General features: G+C 73.6%; 20 protein-coding genes and 1 riboswitch. Of the genes, 12 read left to right on the forward strand and 8 right to left on the reverse strand.

Features of this window, described 5'->3' with window-relative positions:
* Positions 1–31: 31 nt before the first annotated feature.
* From hisN to ACIRBX_RS21115, 5 genes are all read right to left on the reverse strand, one after another.
* Positions 32–829 carry a histidinol-phosphatase gene (gene hisN, locus ACIRBX_RS21095; protein WP_402298579.1) on the reverse strand — a complete coding sequence of 266 codons (798 nt, stop codon included), beginning with the start codon at positions 827–829 and terminating at the stop codon, positions 32–34.
* Between the two features lie 66 nt (positions 830–895).
* Positions 896–1219: a DMT family transporter gene (locus tag ACIRBX_RS21100; RefSeq protein WP_402298580.1), complete on the reverse strand. Its 324-nt coding sequence runs from the start codon at positions 1217–1219 to the stop codon at positions 896–898.
* 112 nt (positions 1220–1331) lie between these two features.
* On the reverse strand, positions 1332–2387 hold the full coding sequence (rsgA, locus tag ACIRBX_RS21105) for a ribosome small subunit-dependent GTPase A (protein ID WP_402298581.1): 1056 nt from the start codon (positions 2385–2387) through the stop codon (positions 1332–1334).
* 14 nt (positions 2388–2401) lie between these two features.
* Positions 2402–3721 (reverse strand): 3-phosphoshikimate 1-carboxyvinyltransferase, encoded by a 1320-nt coding sequence (gene aroA, locus ACIRBX_RS21110; protein WP_402298582.1) that lies wholly within the window; start codon positions 3719–3721, stop codon positions 2402–2404.
* 56 nt (positions 3722–3777) lie between these two features.
* Positions 3778–4491 carry a M50 family metallopeptidase gene (locus tag ACIRBX_RS21115; protein ID WP_402298583.1) on the reverse strand — a complete coding sequence of 238 codons (714 nt, stop codon included), beginning with the start codon at positions 4489–4491 and terminating at the stop codon, positions 3778–3780.
* Between the two features lie 109 nt (positions 4492–4600).
* Here ACIRBX_RS21115 and ACIRBX_RS21120 point away from each other — a divergent pair, with 109 nt between their 5' ends.
* From ACIRBX_RS21120 to def, 8 genes are all read left to right on the forward strand, one after another.
* The gene (locus tag ACIRBX_RS21120; RefSeq protein ID WP_402298584.1) at positions 4601–5362 is read left to right on the forward strand and encodes an SOS response-associated peptidase; all 762 of its coding nucleotides are present in this window, start codon (positions 4601–4603) and stop codon (positions 5360–5362) included.
* A gap of 58 nt (positions 5363–5420) precedes the next feature.
* Positions 5421–6059: an alpha/beta family hydrolase gene (locus ACIRBX_RS21125; protein ID WP_402298585.1), complete on the forward strand. Its 639-nt coding sequence runs from the start codon at positions 5421–5423 to the stop codon at positions 6057–6059.
* Between the two features lie 91 nt (positions 6060–6150).
* Positions 6151–7023, forward strand: coding sequence for a sigma-70 family RNA polymerase sigma factor (locus tag ACIRBX_RS21130; RefSeq protein WP_402298586.1), 873 nt, complete (start codon positions 6151–6153; stop codon positions 7021–7023).
* A complete protein-coding gene (rsrA, locus tag ACIRBX_RS21135; RefSeq protein WP_402298587.1) occupies positions 7020–7328 on the forward strand; it encodes a mycothiol system anti-sigma-R factor in 309 nt (102 codons plus the stop codon). Before ACIRBX_RS21130 ends, rsrA begins: the two co-directional genes overlap by 4 nt.
* A gap of 264 nt (positions 7329–7592) precedes the next feature.
* The gene (locus ACIRBX_RS21140; RefSeq protein ID WP_402298588.1) at positions 7593–9002 is read left to right on the forward strand and encodes an HD-GYP domain-containing protein; all 1410 of its coding nucleotides are present in this window, start codon (positions 7593–7595) and stop codon (positions 9000–9002) included.
* Positions 8999–10294: an HD-GYP domain-containing protein gene (locus tag ACIRBX_RS21145; RefSeq protein WP_402298589.1), complete on the forward strand. Its 1296-nt coding sequence runs from the start codon at positions 8999–9001 to the stop codon at positions 10292–10294. Before ACIRBX_RS21140 ends, ACIRBX_RS21145 begins: the two co-directional genes overlap by 4 nt.
* 204 nt (positions 10295–10498) lie before the next feature.
* On the forward strand, positions 10499–11479 hold the full coding sequence (locus ACIRBX_RS21150; RefSeq protein WP_402298590.1) for a tetratricopeptide repeat protein: 981 nt from the start codon (positions 10499–10501) through the stop codon (positions 11477–11479).
* A gap of 72 nt (positions 11480–11551) precedes the next feature.
* A complete protein-coding gene (gene def, locus ACIRBX_RS21155; RefSeq protein ID WP_402298591.1) occupies positions 11552–12205 on the forward strand; it encodes a peptide deformylase in 654 nt (217 codons plus the stop codon).
* 89 nt (positions 12206–12294) lie between these two features.
* Here the strand turns inward: def and ACIRBX_RS21160 are convergent, their stop codons facing one another.
* From ACIRBX_RS21160 to ACIRBX_RS21170, 3 genes are all read right to left on the reverse strand, one after another.
* Positions 12295–13290: a ribonucleotide-diphosphate reductase subunit beta gene (locus tag ACIRBX_RS21160; RefSeq protein WP_402298797.1), complete on the reverse strand. Its 996-nt coding sequence runs from the start codon at positions 13288–13290 to the stop codon at positions 12295–12297.
* Between the two features lie 29 nt (positions 13291–13319).
* Positions 13320–15731, reverse strand: a complete 2412-nt coding sequence (locus tag ACIRBX_RS21165; RefSeq protein ID WP_402298592.1) for a ribonucleoside-diphosphate reductase subunit alpha — start codon at positions 15729–15731, stop codon at positions 13320–13322.
* A 156-nt stretch (positions 15732–15887) separates the two neighbouring features.
* Positions 15888–16030, reverse strand: a riboswitch (cobalamin riboswitch).
* A 184-nt stretch (positions 16031–16214) separates the two neighbouring features.
* Positions 16215–16709, reverse strand: a complete 495-nt coding sequence (locus ACIRBX_RS21170; protein ID WP_402298593.1) for a GNAT family N-acetyltransferase — start codon at positions 16707–16709, stop codon at positions 16215–16217.
* A 301-nt stretch (positions 16710–17010) separates the two neighbouring features.
* Here ACIRBX_RS21170 and ACIRBX_RS21175 point away from each other — a divergent pair, with 301 nt between their 5' ends.
* From ACIRBX_RS21175 to ACIRBX_RS21190, 4 genes are all read left to right on the forward strand, one after another.
* Complete coding sequence (locus ACIRBX_RS21175; protein WP_402298594.1) at positions 17011–17952, forward strand: helix-turn-helix domain-containing protein; 942 nt, start codon at positions 17011–17013, stop codon at positions 17950–17952.
* Positions 17953–18063: 111 nt separating this feature from the next.
* Positions 18064–19248 carry a LamG domain-containing protein gene (locus ACIRBX_RS21180; RefSeq protein WP_402298595.1) on the forward strand — a complete coding sequence of 395 codons (1185 nt, stop codon included), beginning with the start codon at positions 18064–18066 and terminating at the stop codon, positions 19246–19248.
* Between the two features lie 277 nt (positions 19249–19525).
* A complete protein-coding gene (locus tag ACIRBX_RS21185) occupies positions 19526–20317 on the forward strand; it encodes a glycosyltransferase family 2 protein (RefSeq protein WP_402298596.1) in 792 nt (263 codons plus the stop codon).
* The gene (locus ACIRBX_RS21190; protein WP_402298597.1) at positions 20314–20961 is read left to right on the forward strand and encodes a hypothetical protein; all 648 of its coding nucleotides are present in this window, start codon (positions 20314–20316) and stop codon (positions 20959–20961) included. The genes ACIRBX_RS21185 and ACIRBX_RS21190 overlap by 4 nt, the downstream gene beginning before the upstream one ends.
* Positions 20962–20980: the final 19 nt, after the last annotated feature.

The following is a 20980-nucleotide window of genomic DNA, read 5'->3' on the forward strand; positions in this document are numbered from 1 at the left end:
CCCCCGGGGCCCGCACCAGTCCCGCCGGGCGTCAGATCGTGAGCGCCCGCAGCACCTCGTCGTGCAGCAGCCCGTTGGAGGCCACCGCGTCGGCGCCGTTCGGGCCGTCGATGCCGTCCAGGCCAGTGAAACGGCCGCCGGCCTCCTGCACCACGATGCAGGGCGCGGCCATGTCCCAGAGCGAGAGCTCGGGCTCGGCCGCGATGTCCACCGCGCCCTCGGCGACCATCATGTAGGACCAGAAGTCGCCGTAGGCGCGGGTGCGCCAGCAGGACCGGGTGAGGTCCAGGAAGGCGTCGAGCCGGGCCCGCTCCTCCCAGCCGCTGAGCGAGGAGTAGGAGAGCGAGGAGTCCGCCAGCCGGGAGACCCGGGAGACCTGGATCCGGCTCGCCTTGGCCAGGCTGCGCCCGGCGAACGCGCCCAGGCCCTTGGCCGCCCACCAGCGGCGGTTCAGCGCGGGGGCCGAGACGATGCCGACCACCGGGTGCTGCTCGCCGTCCGGGCCGACCTCCAGCAGCGAGATCAGGGTGGCCCAGACCGGCACGCCCCGGACGTAGTTCTTGGTGCCGTCGATCGGGTCGATCACCCAGCGGCGCGGGCCGGAGCCCTGCAGGCCGAACTCCTCGCCGAGCACCGCGTCCCGCGGGCGGGCCCGCTGGAGCACGTGCCGGACCTGCTCCTCGGCCGCCTTGTCGGCGTCGCTGACCGGGGTCAGGTCGGGCTTGGTCTCGACCTTGAGGTCCAGCGCCTTGAAGCGCTCCATGGTGATCGAGTCGGCCGAGTCGGCGAGGACGTGGGCGAGTCGGAGATCGTCGTGGTAGTCGGCCATGTCGAAGACCCTAGCGAGCCCGGTCCGTCCGCGACCAGTTCGGCTCGCACTGCGGACCGGGCGGGCTCAGTGGCCGGAACCGCTGAGCTGGAGGCCGATCACCCCGGCCACCACCAGCGAGATCGAGACCAGCTTGAGCGTGGTGGTGGCCTCGTCCAGGAAGAGCATGCCGTAGATCGCGGTGCCGGCCGCGCCGATCCCGGTCCACACCGCGTAGGCCGGGCCGACCGGCAGGGTCTTCAGCGAGAGGGTGAGCAGGCCGAAGCTGCTGAGCGCGAAGACCGCGAAGCTGACGGTCGGCCAGAGCTTGGTGAAACCGTCGCTGAGTTTGAGGTTGATCGCGAAACCGGTCTCCAGCAGTCCGGCGATGATCACCAAAGCCCAAGCCATCCGAGCCGACTCCCCTCGCGAGGCCGGACCGCACGGTCCGACCTTCCTATGATCGCCGCGAGGGGCGGGAGCGACACTTCCGACGGGCCGAAAGGTGATCCGGCGTCAGCCGTCAGTCACCCTCCCGGGTTTCCTTCGAGGCCAGCAGCCGGCGCAGCGAGTACAGCCGGGCCTGCTCGGCGTGGCCCTCCTCGACCCAGGCGTCCAGCGCGCAGTCCGGCTCGTCGTGGCTGCACGCGCGCGGGCAATCCACCGTGCCCGGCTCCAGGTCGGGGAAGGCCAGGATCACCCGGGACGGGTCGATGTGGGAGAGGCCGAAGGAGCGGAAGCCGGGGGTGTCGATCACCCATCCCGGGTCCAGCGCCTTCTTCGAGCCGGGCTTGGCGCCGGGCGGCGGCGGCAGCCGCAGGGCCAGCGCCGAGACGGTGGTGTGCCGGCCCCGGCCGGTCACCGCGTTGACGTGCCCGGTGGTCCGCTGCCGCTCCGGCACCAGGGCGTTCACCAGGGTGGTCTTGCCGACGCCGGAGTGGCCGATGAAGACGGTGGCCAGCCCGCGCAGGTGGTCCCGGACGGCCTCCGCGCCGGTGGTCTCCAGCTCGTCCCGCCGGGTCACCACGTAGTCGATGCCGAGCGGGGCGTACGTCTCCAGCAGCGGCTCGGCCGGGGCCAGGTCGGACTTGGTCAGCACCAGCAGCGGGGTCATCCCGGCGTCGTACGCGGCCACCAGGCAGCGGTCGATCAGCCGGGAGCGCGGCTCCGGGTCGGCCAGCGCGGTGACGATGGCCAGCTGCTCGGCGTTGGCCACCACGATCCGCTCGTACGGGTCGTCGTCGTCGGCGGTGCGGCGCAGCACCGAGGTGCGCTCCTCCACCCGGACGATCCGGGCCAGCGTGTCCGGCTCGCCGGAGAGGTCCCCGACCAGCTGGACCAGGTCACCGACCACCACGCCCTTGCGGCCCAGCTCGCGGGCCTTCATCGCGGTGACCTCGCGCTCGCGCTTGGTGCCGACCTCGACCAGGCAGGTGATCCGGCCCCGGTCGACGGTGAGCACCATCGCCTCGGAGGCGTCCTCGTGCTTGGGCCGGATCCTGGTCCGCGGTCGCGAGCCCTTGCGGGCCGGGCGGTTGCGGATGTCGTCCTCGTCGGTGTCCTTACCGTAGCGGCGCATGCCCTGATCCCCCGTCAGCCCTGGCCGAGGAGCTCGGCCCACATCAGCGGGAAGTCCGGCAGGGTCTTGGCGGTGGTGGCCACGTTCTCCACCAGCACGCCGGGCACGGCCAGGCCGAGCACGGCGGCGGCGGTGGCGAGGCGGTGGTCCTCGTAGGTGCGGAAGGTGCCGCCGTGCAGCCGGCGGGGGCGGATCCGCAGGCCGTCGGCGGTCTCGCTGACGTCGCCGCCGAGCTCGTTCAGCTCCTTGGCCAGGGCGGCCAGCCGGTCGGTCTCGTGCAGCCGCAGGTGGGCGATGCCGTGGAGGTGGGACTCGGAGTCGGCCAGCGCGGCCACCGCCGCGATCACCGGAGTGAGCTCGCCGACGTCGTGCAGGTCGGCCTCGATGCCGTGGATCGTGCCGGTGCCGGTGAAGGTCAGGCCCTCGTCGGTGAAGGCGCAGGAACCGCCCATCCGGGTGTAGAGGTCCCGCAGCTGGTCACCCGGCTGGTAGGTGTGCCGGGGCCAGTCCCGGACCGTCACCCGGCCGCCGGTCACCAGGGCGGCGGCGAAGAACGGGGCCGCGTTGGAGAGGTCCGGCTCGACCACCAGGTCGCGGCCGATCAGCGCGCCGGGGGTGACCCGCCAGACGTCCTTCTCGCCGCCGTCCTCGGGCGCGTCGACCTGGGCGCCGGCCTTGCGGAGCATGTCGACGGTCATCCGGATGTGCGGCAGGGAGGGCACCGAGGAGCCGGTGTTCCGCACCTCCACGCCGCTGTTGTAGCGCGCGCCGGAGAGCAGCAGGGCGCTGACGAACTGGGAGGAGGAGGACGCGTCCAGCTCCACCGTGCCGCCGTCCACCGCGCCGGTGCCGTGCACGGTCAGCGGGAAGCCGCCCCGGCCGCCGTCGTCGATCCGCACGCCGAGCGCGCGCAGCGCGTCGATCACGCCGTGCTGGGGCCGCTCGTGGCTGCGCGGGTCGCCGTCGAAGTGCACCGGGCCGTCGGCCAGCGCGGCCAGCGGGGGCAGGAAGCGCATCACGGTGCCCGCGTTGCCGACGTCCACCCGGGCCGGGCCGCGCAGCCGGCCGGCCGGGATGACCCGCCAGGCCTCGCCGCCGCCGGTGCCGCCGCTGGCGTTGTTGACCGTCTCCTCGATGGTCACGCCGAGCGCGCGCAGGCCGTCCGCCATCAGCTGGGAGTCCCGGCTGCGCAGCGGGCGCCGCACCCAGCCGGGGCCGTCGGCCAGCGCGGCCAGCACCAGCGCGCGGTTGGTCGCCGACTTCGATCCGGGCACGGTCACGGTCGCGTCGACGGCACCGGTTGCGAGGGGTGCGGGCCACAGCTCATCGGTCATGCAGCCAGTCTAGGGGCCCATCCTGTACGCACCGCCCGGCCGGAGCTGACGGTGGCTCAGGCCAGCAGCCAGGCCGAGCCGAGGGCCAGCGAGACCACGGCGACCAGCAGGAAGACCGTCACCCAGACCAGCGGGCCGAGGCCGGTGAGGCGGGCCAGCTGGTCGGCGTCGGTGGAGCGGACGCCCTCGCGGCGGCGCTTGGCCTGGAGCTCCAGCACCGGCCGCACGCCGGCCAGCAGCAGGAACCAGACGCCCGCGTAGGCGAAGGCGGCCTGCAGCTGGCTGCCGCCGTACCAGGAGATCAGGAAGAAGGCGCCGCCGGTGACCAGCACCGCGAGCAGCCCGTAGAGGTTGCGGATCATCACCAGCAGCCCGGCCAGCAGCACCACCGCGATCCACAGCAGCTGGGTGACGTGCTGACCGGCCAGCAGCGCCGCGCCGCCGAGCCCGAGCAGCGGGGGAGCGGTGTAGCCGGCGGCGGCGGTGAGGATCATGCCGGGGCCGGTCGGCGGGCCGGAGGAGATGGTCAGGCCGGAGGTGTCGGAGTGCAGCCGGATGCCGGAGAGCCGACGCCTCGTCAGCAGCGCCACCAGGCCGTGGCCGCCCTCGTGGGCGATGGTCACCACGTTCCGGCTGAGCCGCCAGAGCGGGTGCGGGAGCACCGCCAGCAGCGCCGCGCCCGCGCTCGCCAGCACCAGCCAGCGCGGCGGGGCCGGCTGGGTGGCGATGACGGTGTCGACGACCGTCCGCCAGAGCCCTGCGATGTCCATCCCTGCCTCCTCCGCCGCGCCGGACCGGCAGCCTCCCATGCCAGGACGGCCCGGCGGAACCGTCCGGTTCTGCCCTTCGGGTGAGAACCGCCGTGGCAAGCTGGCCGTCATGTGCGGACGCTTCGCCTCCACCAGCCGGCCGGAGGACCTGGTCGGGACCTTCGGCGTACAGCAGTGGGACCCGACCGAGACCGTCGCGCCGAGCTGGAACGTGCCGCCGACCGCCCCCGCCTACGTGGTGCTGGACCGCGCGCCGAAGGGCGGCGGCGCGCCCGTCCGCCAGCTGCGGGTGCTGCGCTGGGGCCTCGTCCCGGCCTGGTCGCAGTCGGCGGACGCGGCGGCCAAGATGGTCAACGCCCGCTCGGACACCGTGCATGAGAAGCCCTCCTACCGGCAGGCGTTCGCCTCCCGGCGCTGCATCGTCCCGGTGGACGGCTACTACGAGTGGGAGACGCTCCCCACCGAGAGGGGCAGGCCGAGGAAGCAGCCCTACTTCGTGCACCGGGCGGACGGCACGGTGCTCGCACTGGCCGGGCTGTACGAGTTCTGGCGGGACCGCCGGCACCCGCCGGACCACCCCGGGGCGTGGCTGGTCACCTGCGCGATCGTCACCACCGACGCCGAGCCCGCGCTGGCCCCGATCCACCACCGGATGCCGCTCTTCCTGGACCCGTCCTCCTTCGACGCCTGGCTGGACCCGGCCCTGGACGACCCGGGCCGGCTCTTCCCGCTGCTGGTGCCGCCGGCCCCCGGCGCCCTGCTGGCCCGGGCGATAGGCCCGGCGGTGGGGAACATCCGCAACAACGGCCCGGAGCTGCTGCGCCCGCTGAGCGAGGTCGAGCCGGAGCCGGAGGACGGCGTGCTGTTCTGATACGACTCGGTACCCGTACCGGCTGCCGACAGAGCGCCGCCCCACCTGACGGAGTGTCATGCTCGTTCCCACCCCCGCCGGCGAGGCCCGGATCACCCTGCACCCGGCCGCCGGCGAGCCCCGCGCCCTGCTCGCCCTCGGCCACGGCGCCGGTGGCGGCGTCGAGGCCCGCGACCTCGCGGCGCTGGCCGCGGCGCTCCCCGGCCACGGCGTCGGCGTCGCGCTGGTCGAGCAGCCCTGGCGGGTGGCCGGCCGGAAGGTGGCCCCGGCGCCGAAGACCCTGGACGCCGGCTGGCTCCCGGTGATCGCCGAACTAGCCCGGCCCGGGCTGCCGTTGTACCTCGGCGGGCGCAGCGCCGGGGCCCGGGTGGCCTGCCGGACGGCGGGCGCCCTCGGCGCCGCCGGGGTGCTGGCGCTGGCCTTCCCGCTGCACCCGCCGGGGCGGCCGGAGAAGAGCCGGGCGGACGAACTGCTCTCCACCGGCTGCCGCACCCTGGTGCTCCAGGGCACCCGGGACTCCTTCGGCACCCCCGCCGAGTACCCGGAGCTGCCGGACACCCACCGGCTGGTCGAGGTGCCGTACGGCGACCACGGCTTCGCCGTCCCCAAGCGGGCCCCGGTCTCCCAGCAGGAGGCGCTGGACGTGATCACCGCGGCGGTCCTCGACTGGCTCCGACCGGGCTCCGACCAGCGCTGACAGGTCCGTCCGGCGCACCGGGAATTACCGGTGCGGGTGAGCGGTTGACACCTCACGTCAGCAAGGTGAAGCCGGTGGAGAGGCAGGGCAGATGGGTTCGATCGCGTGCCCCGAGCGTGCGGCCACGGGTGCCGTGATGCCGGACTGGTCCGAGTGGATCGGCGCGGGCGGGAAGTCCGTCAGCCCGATATCCTCGCTGACGGGCGGGCCCACCCAGGCGCCTGTCCGTACTGCCGAGGAGGTGGGTCCGGTCGTCGGAGCGGAGCACGAGTCCGAGCCGGTCGAGGTCAGCGCGGTGCTGACGGGCGAGGAGCTGGCCGAGGCGATCGGCGAGGACACCTTCCGGGTGTCGGCCGACGAGACCGAGGACGAGCGGCGCGAGCGCTTCGAGCGCGACGCGCTCGGCTACCTGGACCAGATGTACTCGGCGGCCCTGCGGATGACCCGCAATCCGGCCGACGCCGAGGACCTGCTCCAGGAGGCGTTCGCCAAGGCGTACGCGTCCTTCCACCAGTTCCGCGAGGGCACCAACCTCAAGGCGTGGCTCTACCGGATCCTCACCAACACGTTCATCAACTCGTACCGGAAGAAGCAGCGGGAGCCCCAGCGCACCGCCGCCGAGGAGATCGAGGACTGGCAGCTGGCCCGGGCCGAGTCGCACATGTCGACCGGTCTGCGCTCGGCCGAGGCCCAGGCGCTCGACCACCTCCCGGACAGCGACGTGAAGGACGCCCTGCAGGCGATCCCGGAGGAGTTCCGGATCGCGGTCTACCTCGCGGACGTAGAGGGCTTTGCGTACAAGGAGATCGCGGACATCATGGGTACTCCCATCGGCACGGTGATGTCCCGGCTGCACCGTGGCCGCCGTCAGCTGCGCGTCATGCTGGAGGACTACGCCCGCGAGCGCGGGCTGGTCCCGGCCGGCAGCGGTGCAGGGCAGGAAGCGAAGGGCTCGGGCTCATGAGCTGCGGCGATCCGCACGACACCGACTGTGGAGAGGTGCTCGACCACCTCTACGAGCTGCTCGACAACGAGATGGCCGAGGGCGACTGCGCCAAGCTGCGGGTGCACTTCGACGAGTGCTCCCCCTGCCTGGAGGAGTACGGCCTGGAGGCCGCCATCAAGGCCCTGGTCAAGCGCTCCTGCTCCAGTGAGCACTCCCCGGCCGACCTGCGTGGCAAGGTGCTGGCCCGGATCGACCTGATCCGGGCGGCCCAGCGCGACGGCGAGCCGCTGCCGCAGCCGCTGGCCGCCGAGACGGCCGAGTAGGCAGAGCCGCGCGGCGGAGCCCGGCGACCCCACGGGGGGCGCCGGGCTTCTCCGTACCCGCTGCTTCCTCACTCGTTCGAGTGAGCCGCCGCTGCGCCGACCGGGGCATTCCCGGATCGGGCGCTCAGCCCGGCCGCCGGGCCCCTATTCTCCCTGACGGGCCCTCAGCGGGCGGGTGCCCCGAGGGAACTGCGGCCGGGTCGGGAGGCGGAGATCGTCGGTGACGAGGCGGCCCCGGCGCTGCCGGGAGCGGCCAGACGGTACGTGGCGCTGGTGCTGTGCGCCGCGCTCGGTGCCCTGCTGAGTTCGGCCCTGCCGGGCGGCGGGCCGCTGACCGGGCCGGTGCACTGGCCCCGGCTGGGGCTGCTCGCCCTGCTGCACGCCTGCTGGGACTCGCTGGCCCAGGGCAGTCCGACCCCCTGCCTGCGCACCGCGCGGGCGGCCCGGGCGGTGTTCGCCGGGCGGGCCCCGGCCGGCGGCGCCCGGCCGGCCGAGGACGGGACGGGCGGGGCGGTCTTCCTGCCGGTGCTGTTCGCCGGGGTCCTGATGCTGCCGCCGGCCGCCGCCGCGCTGGTCGCGGTGCCGGCCGCGCTGGTGGCCCCGGCCGCCGCGCCCCGGGCACTGCGCCGGGCCTGGAACGCGGCCCAGCTCGGGCTCTCCGCCTTCGCCGCCGCGACGCTGTTCCGGCTGCTGCACGGCCCGGAGCTGCTGCTCGGCTCCCGCTTCCCCGGTGCGGCGCTGCCCGCGCTGGCCGCCGTCGCGCTGTTCTGCCTGGTCAACGCGGCCCTGGTGGGCGGGATGCGGTACCTCGCCGAGGACGACCGGACCAGGATCACCGAGGGGCTCGGCGGCCGGCTGGCCGGGGCGCTGCTGCACGGGGCCGGCGGGCTGATGGTCGCGGTGCTCTGGCAGGGCCCGTACGGGGCGTTCGCCGCCGTGCTGGCGCTGCTGCCGTTCTCCATCTCGGCCTGGGTCTCGGCCCAGGGCAGCCGGGAGCGCCGGGCGCACCGGGCCACCGTGCAGGCGCTGGTGCAGGCGGTGGAGATCAAGGACGCGTACACCCGGGGGCACAGCGAACGGGTCGGCCGGGCCTCGGTGCTGATCGCCCGTCAGCTCGGGATGGCCGAGGACCGGCTGCGCACCCTGCACTTCGCCGGGACGCTGCACGACGTCGGCAAGGTCGGGGTGGCCACCGAACTGCTGCGGCGCAACGGCCCGCTCTCCGAGCAGGAGCGGCGGGCGGTCGAGGTGCACCCGGTGCTCGGCCACGAACTGGTGCGCGGGATCGACTTCCTCGGCGAGGCGCGCGGCGGCATCCTGCACCACCACGAGCGGATGGACGGGCGCGGCTACCCGAGCGGGCTGACCGGCGACCGGATCCCGGAGTTCGCCCGGATCATCTCGGTGGCGGACGCCTTCGACTCGATGACTTCCACCCGCTCCTACCGGCGCGGCCGGCCGGTGGCCGAGGCGGTCGCCGAGCTGGAGCGGTGCGCCGGCAGCCAGTTCGACCCGCAGATGGTCGGCGCGCTGGTGGCGGCGGTCGCCGAGCACGGCTGGCAGCCGGCCCCGCCCCCGCCCGGCGGCTGGGACGGCGAGGTGCCGGACATCCCGCTCGGGGTGCCGGAGCCGGCCCGCCGGAGCGCCACCGACCTGCTGCGCGGTGCCCCGTGATCCGGGCGCTGCGGCTGGTGGCGGCCGGGCTGTTCCTGCTGTGCTGCCTGGACGTGCTGCACCACGGGGTGACCGCCCCGCTGGTGGCGGCGGCCTTCGCCCTGGTGGTGGCGGTCGGCGAGCGGGTCCGGATCACCCTGCCGGGCGACCGCGAGCAGGCCCCGATCGGTACCGCCGTCGCGCTGGCCTACGCGCTGCTCGGCCCGCTGCACGGGCTGCCCACCACGCACAGCGTCTCCCAGGTGGTCGCGGTGGCCGGGGCGGGCACCCTGCTCGGCCGCTTCCCGCACCGCCGTCGGGGCCACCGCCCGGCCCACGCCTCCGGGCCCGGCCCCGGGGTGCTGGACGGGGCGGCCCGGCGGGTGCTGACGGTGGGCTTCGCCGGAGTGCTGTTCCAGCCGCTCTACAACAGCGGGGTGCTGGACCAACTGCCGCTGGCCGGGCCGGTCTACGGGGTTTTCCTGACCGGGGTGGCCGCGTTGGCCGCGCTCTGCGACGCCACCCTGGCGGCGGTCCAGCGGCGGGCGGCGCTGGGGCTGCGGTTCGGCGCCGCGCTGGAGGACGAGCTGCGCTCGCTGCTCGGCATCGGCTCGGCGATCGTCGCCACCGGGATGCTGATCAGCCTGCTGGCGGGCGAGGTCGGGCTCTGGGCGCTGCCGCTGTTCTGCGCCCCGCTGGTGCTGGCGCAGGCGTCCTTCCGGCGGGCCGCCGCCGTCCGGGCGACCACCGGGCAGACCATCGAGACGCTGGCGAGGGCCACCGAGGTGGCCGGCTACACCCCGGCCGGCCACGCCCGCCGGGTGGCCGACACGGCCTGCGCGCTCGGCCGCGAGCTGGGCCTGGGCAGTCGGGACCTCGCCCTGCTGGAGTACGCCGCGCTGATGCACGACATCGGCCAGCTCTCCCTGGTGGAGCCGGTGCCGGGCGGGGCCACCGCACTGCTGCCGCCGGCCGAGCAGCAGCGGATCGCCCGGCTCGGCAGCGAGGTGATCAGCCGGACCGGGGTGCCCGGGCAGGTGGCCGGGCAGGTGGCCCGGCTGGCCGACCCGTACTGCGGGCCGGACGGCCGGGAGGACCGCTCGGTGCCGCTGGCGGCCCGGATCATCCGGGTGGCCAACGCCTTCGACGACCTCTCGGCCGCCGCCCGGGCCGGCGGGCTGGGCGAGCGGGACGGCCGGCGGGAGGTGCTGGTCCGGCTGCGGGCGGGCGGCGGACGGATCTACGACCCCCGGGTGCTGGACGCCCTGGGCGGCGTGCTCGGCTCGATGCCGGGTCCTCGGTACCCGGACTGATCCCGGCGGGGGTACCTGACAGCGCCGGGACGGATCCGGCCGCAGGGCCCCCGGGACCTGACTGAGCACCCTCGCGGGGAGCGCGGCCCCGGGGCGGCGTGGTTGGATGCGGTCATAGCGTGGAAAGGGCCCGGACCGGGCGGGCCGCGAGCCCCCGCCCCGACGGGCCGGGCAACCGGCGGACGACTACGGCAGGGACGGAACGTGAGGATCTTCCACCGCGCACGGCACCGGCCGTCGGCGACCTGGCGGCAGACCACCGACCGGGCGTTCACCCTGATCGGTGACGGCCGCTACGAGGACGCCGGCACGCTGCTGGTGATGGCCGCCGACCTGGAGCCCTGGCTCTCCGACTCCTGGTTCAACCTGGCCCTGCTGCACAAGTTCCGCCGGGACTGGGAGCAGGCCCGGGCGGCCGGCCTGCGGGCGGTCGCGCTGCTCGACCGCGAGCAGGGCGCGCCCGACTGGTGGAACCTCGGCATCACCGCCACCGCGCTCCAGGACTGGGCACTGGCCCGCCGCTCCTGGCAGGCGTACGGCCTGCGGCTGCCCGGCGGCGCGCAGGACGGCCCGGTCTCGCTGGACCTGGGCACCACGCCCGTCCGGCTCTCGCCCGAGGGCGAGGCCGAGGTGGTCTGGGGCCGCCGGCTGGACCCGGCCCGGATCGAGGTGCTCTCCATCCCGCTGCCCTCCTCCGGCCGCCGCTGGGGCGAGGTGGTGCTGCACGACGGCGCCCCGCACGGCGAGCGGGTGGCGGACGGCACGGCCTATCCGGTCTTCGACGAGATCGAGCTCTGGGCGCCCTCCCCGGTGCCGACCTACGTGGTGCTGCTGCACGCCGAGACCGCCGCCGACCGGGACGCGCTGGAGCGGCTGGTGGCGGACGCGGGCTACGCGGCCGAGGACTGGACCTCCTCGGTGCGGCTGCTCTGCCGGGCCTGCTCGGAGAGCCGGATGCCCAGCGACGACGGCCGGACCGTGCACCACGACCCGCACGACGACGGGGACGCCGCCCACCCCGGCCACCTCAGCCACCTCAGCCAGGCCGGCTCGGGGCTGGCCTGGCTGGCCGAGCGGGAGTGCGGGATCGCCGCGCCGGCCGGCCTGGTCCGCTCGCTGCTGGACCGCTGGGTGGCGGCGGCACCGGGTGCCCGGGCCTACCGGGACCTCGAAGAGGTCTGCTGAGCAAGGGCCGCCACGGGTGCGCGCACCGTACTCTTTACCCGGAAGATCCGAGTAAGCAGGAGAGCGGGAGCGATGGCGGACCAGCACGACCACGACCACGAGGGCCACGACCACGAGGGCCACGACCACGACCACGCGGAGTCGGGCGCGGGCCGGATCGTGGGGGAGCTGCCGGACACCTCCAAGGGCACGGCCCGTCCGATCACCGTGGTCGGGAACCCGGTGCTGCACCGGGAGACCAGGACCGTCACGGCCTTCGACGCCGACCTGTCCGCGCTGATCGACGACATGTTCGTCTCGATGTACGCGGCCGAGGGCGTCGGCCTGGCGGCCAATCAGATCGGCGTGGACGCCAAGGTGTTCGTCTACGACTGCCCGGACGACGAGGGCGTGCGCCACGTCGGGCACGTGGTCAACCCGGTGCTGGAGCCCTTCCCGGCCGACCGCCCGCGGAACCTGGACGACGGCAACGAGGGCTGCCTCTCCGTCCCCACCGCCTACGCCGAGCTGCCCCGCCCGGACTACGCGGCGGTCACCGGCCAGGACAAGGACGGCAAGCCCGTCCGGGTCGAGGGCACCGGCTTCTTCGCCCGCTGCCTCCAGCACGAGACCGACCACCTGTACGGCTTCCTCTACATCGACAAGCTGTCGAAGCGGGACCGCAAGGACGCCCTGAAGCAGATGGCCGAGGGCACCCCGCGCTACGAGGTCGTGCCGAACGACTGACGGCCCGTCACGCCGAGCACGACGAAGGCCGCCGCCCCGGAGCTCCGGGGCGGCGGCCTTCGTGTCGGGTCCTGCGGGAGCGGGCCGGCCTAGAAGTCGTCGTCGAAGGCGACCGAGCCCTCGACCGCGACCTGGTAGGCGGAGACCCGGCGCTCGAAGAAGTTGGTCAGCTCCTGGACGTTCTGCAGCTCCATGAAGCCGAACGGGTTGGTCGAGCCGTACCGGATCGGCAGGCCGAGCCGGGCCAGCCGCTGGTCGGCCACGGCCTCCAGGTACTGGCGCATCGACTCGGTGTTCATCCCGGGCAGGCCCTCGCCGCAGAGGTCCTGGGCGAACTGGAGCTCGGCCTCGACGGCCTCCTCCAGCATCTCGGTGACCTGCTTGGCCATCGTGTCGTCGAAGAGGTCGGGCTCCTCCTCGCGCACGGTGTCCACCACCGACATGGCGAAGTCCATGTGCATGGACTCGTCCCGGAACACCCAGTTGGTGCCGGTCGCCAGGCCGTGCAGCAGGCCCCGGCTGCGGAACCAGTACACGTACGCGAAGGCGCCGTAGAAGAACAGGCCCTCGACGCAGGCCGCGAAGCAGATCAGGTTGAGGAGGAACGCGCGGCGGTCCTCCTTGGTCTGCAGCGAGTCGATGTGGTCGACCGCGTTCATGTACTTGAAGCAGAACTGCGCCTTCTGGTGGATGGAGGGGATGTTCTCCACCGCCGCGAAGGCCGCCGCGCGGTCGTCCGGGTCGGGCAGGTAGGTGTCGAGCAGCGTCAGGTAGAACTGGACGTGCACGGCCTCCTCGAACAGCTGCCGGGACAGGTAGAGCCGGGCCTCGGGGGAGTTGATGTGCTTGTAGAGGCTCAGCACCACGTTGTTCGAGACGATCGAGTCGCCGGTGGCGAAGAAGGCGACCAGCCGGCCGATCATGTGCCGCTCGCCCTCGCTCAGCTTGGCGAGGTCGGCGACGTCGGAGTGCAGGTCCACCTCCTCCACGGTCCAGGTGTTCTTGATCGCGTCCCGGTACCGGTCGTAGAACGACGGGTACCGCATCGGACGGAGGGTCAGCTCGAAGCCCGGGTCGAGCAGCATCTTCTCGCGGCCGGGGGTGTCGGGGGTGCTCACTGGCAGGCCTCGCAGGACTCGGGGTTCTCCAGGGAGCAGGCCAGCGCGGCCTCCTCCTCCGGGGTGAGGGTCGGGGTGTTCACCGGCACGGGCGCGGCGGCGCGGGCGGCGCCGGAGGCGGCCTGGGCGATCCGGGTGGCCGGGCGCGAACGCAGGTAGTAGGTGGTCTTCAGACCGACCTTCCAGGCGTAGGCGTACATCGAGGAGAGCTTGCCGATGGTCGGCGCCGCCATGAAGAGGTTCAGCGACTGGCTCTGGTCGATGTAGGGCTGACGGGCGGCGGCCAGGTCGATCAGCGCGCGCTGCGGCAGCTCCCACGCGGTGCGGTAGAGCGAACGGACCTCGCCGGGCAGCCAGCTGAAGTCCTGGACCGAGCCGTTGGACTCGCGCAGCGCGTCCCGGGTCTGCTGGTCCCAGACGCCCAGCTCCTTGAGCTCGCGGACCAGGTACGGGTTGACCTGGAGGAACTCGCCGGAGAGGGTCTCGCGCTTGAAGAGGTTGGAGACCTGCGGCTCGATGCACTCGTAGACGCCGGCGATCGAGGCGATGGTCGCGGTCGGCGCGATGGCCAGCAGCAGCGAGTTGCGCAGGCCGGTGGTGGCGATCCTCGCGCGCAGCGCGTCCCAGCGGCCGGTCCACTCCGGGGTGACGCCGAAGTGGTCGATGTGCAGCTGGCCGCGGGCGGCCCGGGTCTCGCCGTACGCCTCGTGCTGCCCGAACTGCTCGGCCAGCTCGCTGGAGCGCTCGTAGGCGGTGAGCATGATGCGCTCGGCGATCAGGGTGGAGAGCCGCTTGGCCTCGGCGGAGTCGAAGTCCAGCCGGAGCTGGAAGAAGACGTCCTGGAGGCCCATCACGCCGAGGCCGACCGGGCGCCAGCGGGAGTTGGAGGTGCCCGCCTCGGTGGTCGGGTAGAAGTTGATGTCGATGACCCGGTCGAGGAAGGTCACGGCGGTGCGCACGGTGGCGTCCAGCCGCTCCCAGTCCATCGCACCCAGCAGGTCGGCGGCGGTGGCGCCGGGGGCCACGTGGGCGCCCAGGTTGACCGAGCCGAGGTTGCAGACGGCGGTCTCGGAGTCGTCGGTGACCTCGATGATCTCGGTGCAGAGGTTCGAGGAGTGCACCACCCGGCCGGGCAGCGCGGTCTGGTTGGCGGCCCGGTTGGAGGCGTCCTTGAAGGTCATCCAGCCGTTGCCGGTCTGCGCCAGGGTGCGCATCATCCGGGCGTACAGGGTCTGCGCCGGGATGGTGCGGACGGCCTTGCCGGCCTGCTCGGCCTTGACGTACGCCTCGTCGAACTCGGCGCCCCAGAGGTCGACCAGCTCGGGGACGTCGGCCGGGGAGAACAGCGACCAGTCGGCGTTGGCGTTCACCCGGCGCATGAACTCGTCCGGGATCCAGTGGGCGAGGTTCAGGTTGTGGGTCCGGCGGGCCTCCTCGCCGGTGTTGTCGCGGAGCTCCAGGAACTCCTCGACGTCCGCGTGCCAGGTCTCCAGGTAGACGCAGGCCGCGCCCTTGCGGCGGCCGCCCTGGTTCACCGCGGCGACCGAGGAGTCCAGGGTGCGCAGGAACGGGACGATGCCGTTGGACTTGCCGTTGGTGCCCCGGATCAGGCTGCCGCGCGAGCGGATCCGCGAGTAGGACAGGCCGATGCCGCCGGCGTGCTTGGAGAGCCGGGCGATCTGGGCGTACCGGTTGTAGATCGAGTCCAGGTTGTCCAGCGGCGAGTCCAGCAGGTAGCAGGAGGACATCTGCGGGTGCTTGGTGCCGGAGTTGAAGAGGGTCGGCGAGGAGGTCAGGTACTCCAGCCGGCTCATCAGGCGGTAGAGCTCGGCCACCTCGGCCACCGACTGCTCGGTGTCGCCGACCGCCAGGCCCGCCGCGACCCGGAGCAGGAAGTGCTGCGGGGTCTCGATCACCTGACGGGTGATCGGGTGGCGCAGCAGGTAGCGGGACTGCACGGTGCGCAGGCCGAAGTACTCGAAGCGGTCGTCGCCGGCCGGGTCGATCAGGCCGTTGAAGACGGTCGCGTGCTTGGCCACGAAGGCGGCGGTGACGTCGCCGATCAGGCCCTCGGCGTGGCCGACGGCGATCGAGGCGGCGAAGGTGACGGCGCCCTGCGAGACGGCCTCGTCCCGGATCTCCAGCGCCAGCAGCCGGGCGGCGAGCTTCGAGTACTGCGGGTCCTCGGCGATCATCGAGGCGGCAGCCTCCACGGCCAGGCCGCGCAGCTCGGCGAAGTCCGAGCCGGCGTGCCGGCCGCGCAGCGCAGCGGCCGCGACGTGGCCCGGGTCCACCTGGGGGAGGTCGGCGCTGCGGTCCGTGAGGAGCCGGAGCAGTGCGGCCCCCGGGTCGGTCCGGTCTTCGGCGGTTCCCTGGGCGGGCAGGGCAACTGAGGCAGCGATGGTCAAGGCGCTTCTCTCCTGGCGGCGGCGGTCGGCATGGCTGCCGGGCCCGATCGGGCGCAGGGGAGCACGCGCGGAACGCCTGACGGCGCGCGCGGATCACCCCCGGCCCACCCGCGAGGCCCGGACGTCAAAGCTGTGCTGCAAGGCGTCTGCGGGGAAGCCGTGTGGCACGCCGTCGGCAGGTCATCGGACTCGCGGGGGGCCGTTGTGGGGCGCCCGCTCACCGCTGCGGGGCAGTCCCGGACTTCCACCGGGTTCCCCTGCATCGACAGCGAGAGCGAGCATACATGTTGTGGCGCCTGAGATGAGCGCCCCCATATCTAGTGGCGCGTCGCCGTGATCGTCCTATTCCGGTCCGTCATCGCAGGACCCTTGCGGGGCTTGGAGGAGGCCGTCGGGCGGCCTCCGGACACGTCCGTGGGGGCGCCCGGCCGGGCGCCCCCACGGAGCCGTCGGAGCGGGCTCGGAAGGTCTCGGAGCTGCTCCTCAGAAGGTCATCGTGTAGACCAGCAGCCGGACGCCGGGGCGGACGTCCCAGTCCCGCTCGGTGGTGCGCCGGAAGCCGAGGCGCTCGTACAGCCGGTGCGCCGAGGTCATCGACGGCCGGGTGGAGAAGGCCATGCCGGCCAGGCCCAGCTCGCGGCTGCGGGCGATCGCCGCCCGGACCAGCTGCTCGCCGACGCCGCGGCCCCGGGCGGCGCCGGAGACCGCCAGCATCCGGATCTCGCCCTCGTGCGGCGCGGCGATGTCGGCGAACGGGGTGCCGCCGACGGCGAAGGTCACGCAGCCGAGCAGCTGCCCGTCGGCCGGGTCGGCCGCGACGAGGAGCTCGGCCTGCTCGAAGCGCGGGCGGGCGTCGAGGAGTTGGGAGGCGTAGGGGCCGTCGGCCGGGCTGTGACCGTCTCCGACGAACGCCTCGTGGGTGACGGCGCCGACGGCGGGGAGGTCGGCCTCGACGGCGGGGCGGATGACGATGTCCATCCGGACAGTCTGCCCGAACGGGTGTCCGAACCGGCTCCGGGGGTGCCGTGCAGCCGATCGGCGGTCGACGGGTCGGCGGGGTAGCCCCCGGGGCGGTGCCAGTTGTCGCGCCCGTGGCGGGAGTTGCGGGTCACATCGCGGCCGACCAGGGCACCGAGCAGGCCGAAGGCGGAGAGGATCGCGAGCAGGGCGAGGGCGGAGGGGAGGTCCATGCCGTCGAGTCTTCCGCCGGGCCCCGGCTGCCACGAGTGGCAGGAACAACCCATTGCGTCGATATCCTGCCATCGGGCATCCTGGCGCCATGCTGCGCAACGTGGTCACCGTGGTCCTGGAGGACGTCCACCCGTTCGAACTGGGCGTCGCCACCGAGGTGTTCGGCCTCGACCGGCGGGACGACGGGCTGCCGCTCTACGAGTTCGCGGTCGCCTCCGACCGGCCCGGGCTGCTGCGCACCCACGCCGGGTACCGGATCGAGGTGGAGCACGGCGCCGAGCGGCTGGCCGGGGCGGACCTGGTGATCGCCGCCGCCACCCACGTCCGGGACGAGTACCCGCAGGTGCTGATCGAGGCGCTGCGGGCCGCGGCCGACCGGGGCGCCCGGGTGCTGTCGATCTGTAGCGGGGCCTTCCTGCTGGGCGCCGCCGGGCTGTTGGACGGACGCCGCTCCACCACGCACTGGAAGCACACCGAGCGGCTGGCGGCGCGCTTCCCGCTCACGACCGTGGAGCCGGACGTGCTCTACGTGGACGAGGACCCGGTGATCACCTCGGCCGGTACGGCGGCCGGCATCGACGCCTGCCTGCACCTGGTCCGCAAGCTCCAGGGGGCGGAGGTGGCCCGGGGGATCGCCCGCCGGATGGTGGTCGCCCCGCACCGGGACGGCGGGCAGGCCCAGTTCGTCGCCCGGCCGCTGCCGGAGTGCGACGCGGACTCGCTCGGCGGCCTGCTGGAGTGGCTGCGCCACCACCTGGACCAGGAGCTGACCGTCGATCAGCTGGCGGCCCGGGCGCACATGTCCCCGCGCACCTTCGCCCGGCGCTTCCAGCAGGAGACCGGCACCACCCCGCACCGCTGGCTCACCAACCAGCGCCTGCTGCTCGCCCAGCGGCTGCTGGAGGGCACCAACGAGCCGGTGGAGACGGTGGCTTCGTCCAGCGGCTTCGGCAACGCGGCCACTCTGCGGCACCACTTCACCCGCTGGCTCGGCACCACCCCGCAGGCGTACCGGCGGACCTTCGGCTGAGCGGACGTCACCCGCCGCCGGGGCCGGTACACCCCCGGCAGGTTCCGCTTCGGTATCGGTTCGGTGGGGAGGCCGTCGGCTGTCGGGGCGCCATGTTCTAGCATCCGCACTATGACTGACGGTACGGAACGCCCGGACGTTGCCCCGACTCCGGGCCAGCATCCCTCTCAGACGCCGAACGAGGCGGCGCCGGCGGGCGCGTTCCCGCCCGTGCAGCCCGGCCAGATCCCGGGGCAGGCCGCGTACGGGTACCCGCATCCGCAGAGCGGCTACCCCGCTCCGGGGGGCTACCCCGCGCAGGGTGGCTACCCGTCGCAGGACGGCTACGGATACCCGCACCCGCAGGCCCAGTTCCAGCAGTTCCAGCAGCAGCCGCCGAACGCGAGCCCGAGCTGGGAGCAGCTGGCCGACCAGGAGGAGCAGCGGGTCCGCCGTCGCAAGCGGACCATCACCGCCGTGGTGGTCGCGGTGGCCGTGGCGCTCGGGGTCGGCGCGGGCTACGCCGTCATCAACAAGACCGACGACGAGAAGACCCCGACGGTGGCCGCCACCTCGCCGACGGCCGACGGCAGCTCCACCGCCAAGCCCTCGGGTTCGGCCACCCCGGGCCAGGGCGGATCGGTCACCGTGCCGGGCGACCCGAACACCCTGGCCGACCTCTCCGGTCAGGCCAATCTGGCCATCGGCCCGGACGCCGAGGTCAGCCGGGTGCCGGACGGCCACGTGCTGCGGCTGCGCAGCAACAACAACTCGCACGCCGAGTCGGCCACCAAGGTGGTGGACGTGAACGGCAGCTTCACCATCGCCGCCTGGGTCTACAACGAGGCGCCGGAGGGCCAACGGACCGCGATCAGCCAGGGCGACGGGGCCTCGTTCTCGTTCGACCTCGGCCGCAACGCCACCCAGGACGGCAAGAAGTTCTGGGAGTTCCGGGTGCAGACCGCCGACGGCGGCGCCGACTCCACGATCGTCTCGGTCGCCTCCGAGAACATCAACACGGTCGGCGAGTGGGCCCTGCTGACCGGGGTCTACGACGCCAGCACCAAGACCGTCGCGCTGTTCGTCAACGGCCAGCCGGCCTCCAAGAGCGCCTCCGCGCAGGTGCCGGGGATCTGGTCCGGTCCGGGCCCGCTGCAGCTCGGCCGCAGCCGCCAGCACAAGCTGTGGAGCGGCAACTGGGCCGGGGTGATCGGCAGCACCAAGATCTGGAACCTGGCGCTGAGCGCGGACCAGATCGCCTCGCTGAAGACCAACGGGGTCAAGGAGAAGCCGACGGCCTCCTGGCTGGTCGGCTGACCGGGAGCGGAGCCTGACGCCCCGTCGGATCTGACGGACCGTAATCTTTCAGCATACCCCCACCGGCACCCCTGTGATCATCACGACATGGTCACGGGGGTGCCGATGGTGCGTGAGCATCGGATAAGGTCTGCTGTGAGACACGGGCCGGTTCACGTACGCACGACAGAGTGCGTCCGGGACCGGCCTTCTGATGGGTGGACAGTTCTGCCCGGTCGGTCGGCGGCTACGGGGCTCATGTGCCGACTCAGCGGATTTTCCCAGGGGGGACTCAAGCGTGCGACGTCTGTCGATCGTCATCCCGGCGTTGAACGAGGCACCGAACCTGCCCACCGTGATGGCCAACATCCCGGTCGCGGAACTGGCCGCCGCCGGCTGGGAGACCGAGGTGATCGTGGTCGACAACGCGTCGACCGACGACACCGCCGCGGTCGCCGCGTCGCTCGGCGCCCGGGTGGTGCACCAGCCGCGGCGCGGCTACGGGAACGCCTACCAGCAGGGCTTCGACGCCGCCACCGGCGATGTGATAGCCACCGGTGACGCCGACTGCACCTACCCGTTCGACGCGCTGCCGGACATGCTGGCGACGATGGCCGAGCGGGACGTCGAGTTCCTCACCACCAACCGGCTCGGCCGGCAGAACCGCGAGGCGATGAAGCGCTCGCACGCGGTCGCCAACCACGCGCTGAGCGCGCTCAGCCGCCGGCTGTTCCGCAACGGCCTGAGGGACTCGCAGTCCGGCATGTGGGTGTTCCGCCGCTACGTCTGGAGCGGTCTGGACGTGCGCTCGCCGGGCATGGCCTTCTCCCAGGAGATCAAGAACGCTGCCACCAGGGCGGGTTACCGCTTCCTGGAGGTGCCGATCGAGTACCGCCAGCGCGGTGGCGAGGTGAAGCTGAACGCGCTGCCCGACGGCGTGGCCAACCTCCGCCAGCTGTTCGAGCACCGCTTCCGCCGGGACGCGGACGTGCGTCCGGAGCAGCGGACCACCGCCTCCGTGCCCGGTCCGCGGCAGGCCGACGCCGAGCCGGGCCGGGACGTGCGCTCCGGGCAGTACGAAGCGGTATGAGCCGCAAGCACGGCGGCACCGTGGACGGTGCCGAGGATCGGACCACGAGCGACGGGCCGGAGCCCGAGAAGGCCCCGGACGACCTGGCCCCGGACGACCTGGCCCCGGGCGACCCGGACGGGGGCGACCCGGACGGGGAGCAGGAGCCCGCGCAGGCGTCCGGGACGCCCGCGCGGGCCAGGACCTCCCGGCGCCGCCGGGCGGCCGGCCCGCCCTGGCGGCGGCCGGCCCTGGCGGCGCTCGCGGTGGTCCTGCTGGCCGCGCTGGCCTGGCAGGTGCCCCCGGTGCGGACCGTGCTGCGGCAGTCCTTCACCCAGCAGAACGCGGCCTTCACCGAGCTCTACTTCACCGACACCCCCGCCTTCGAGGGCGCCACCGCCGTGGTCCCGGTCGCGCTGAACGCGCACGGCACCGGCGAGAAGGCGTACCGGCTCAGGGTGGTGCTGCTGACCATCGACGGGGCCGGCGTCAACGAGCGGACGCTGGACGTGACGCCCGAGGACGGCACGCCCGTCCGGGCGACCGCCCGGGTCCCGGCCGGCAGCGACGTGACCGCCGTCCGGGTCGAGCTGGTCGGCCACCCGCAGACCCTGTTGTTCCGCTTCGGAAGGGCCGAGGACCCCAACTCCGCCGGCAAGCAGTGACGCCCGAAGCCCTCGCCCT

Origin of the sequence: Kitasatospora sp. NPDC096147, from assembly GCF_044763225.1 — a bacterium.
GTDB lineage: Bacteria > Actinomycetota > Actinomycetes > Streptomycetales > Streptomycetaceae > Kitasatospora.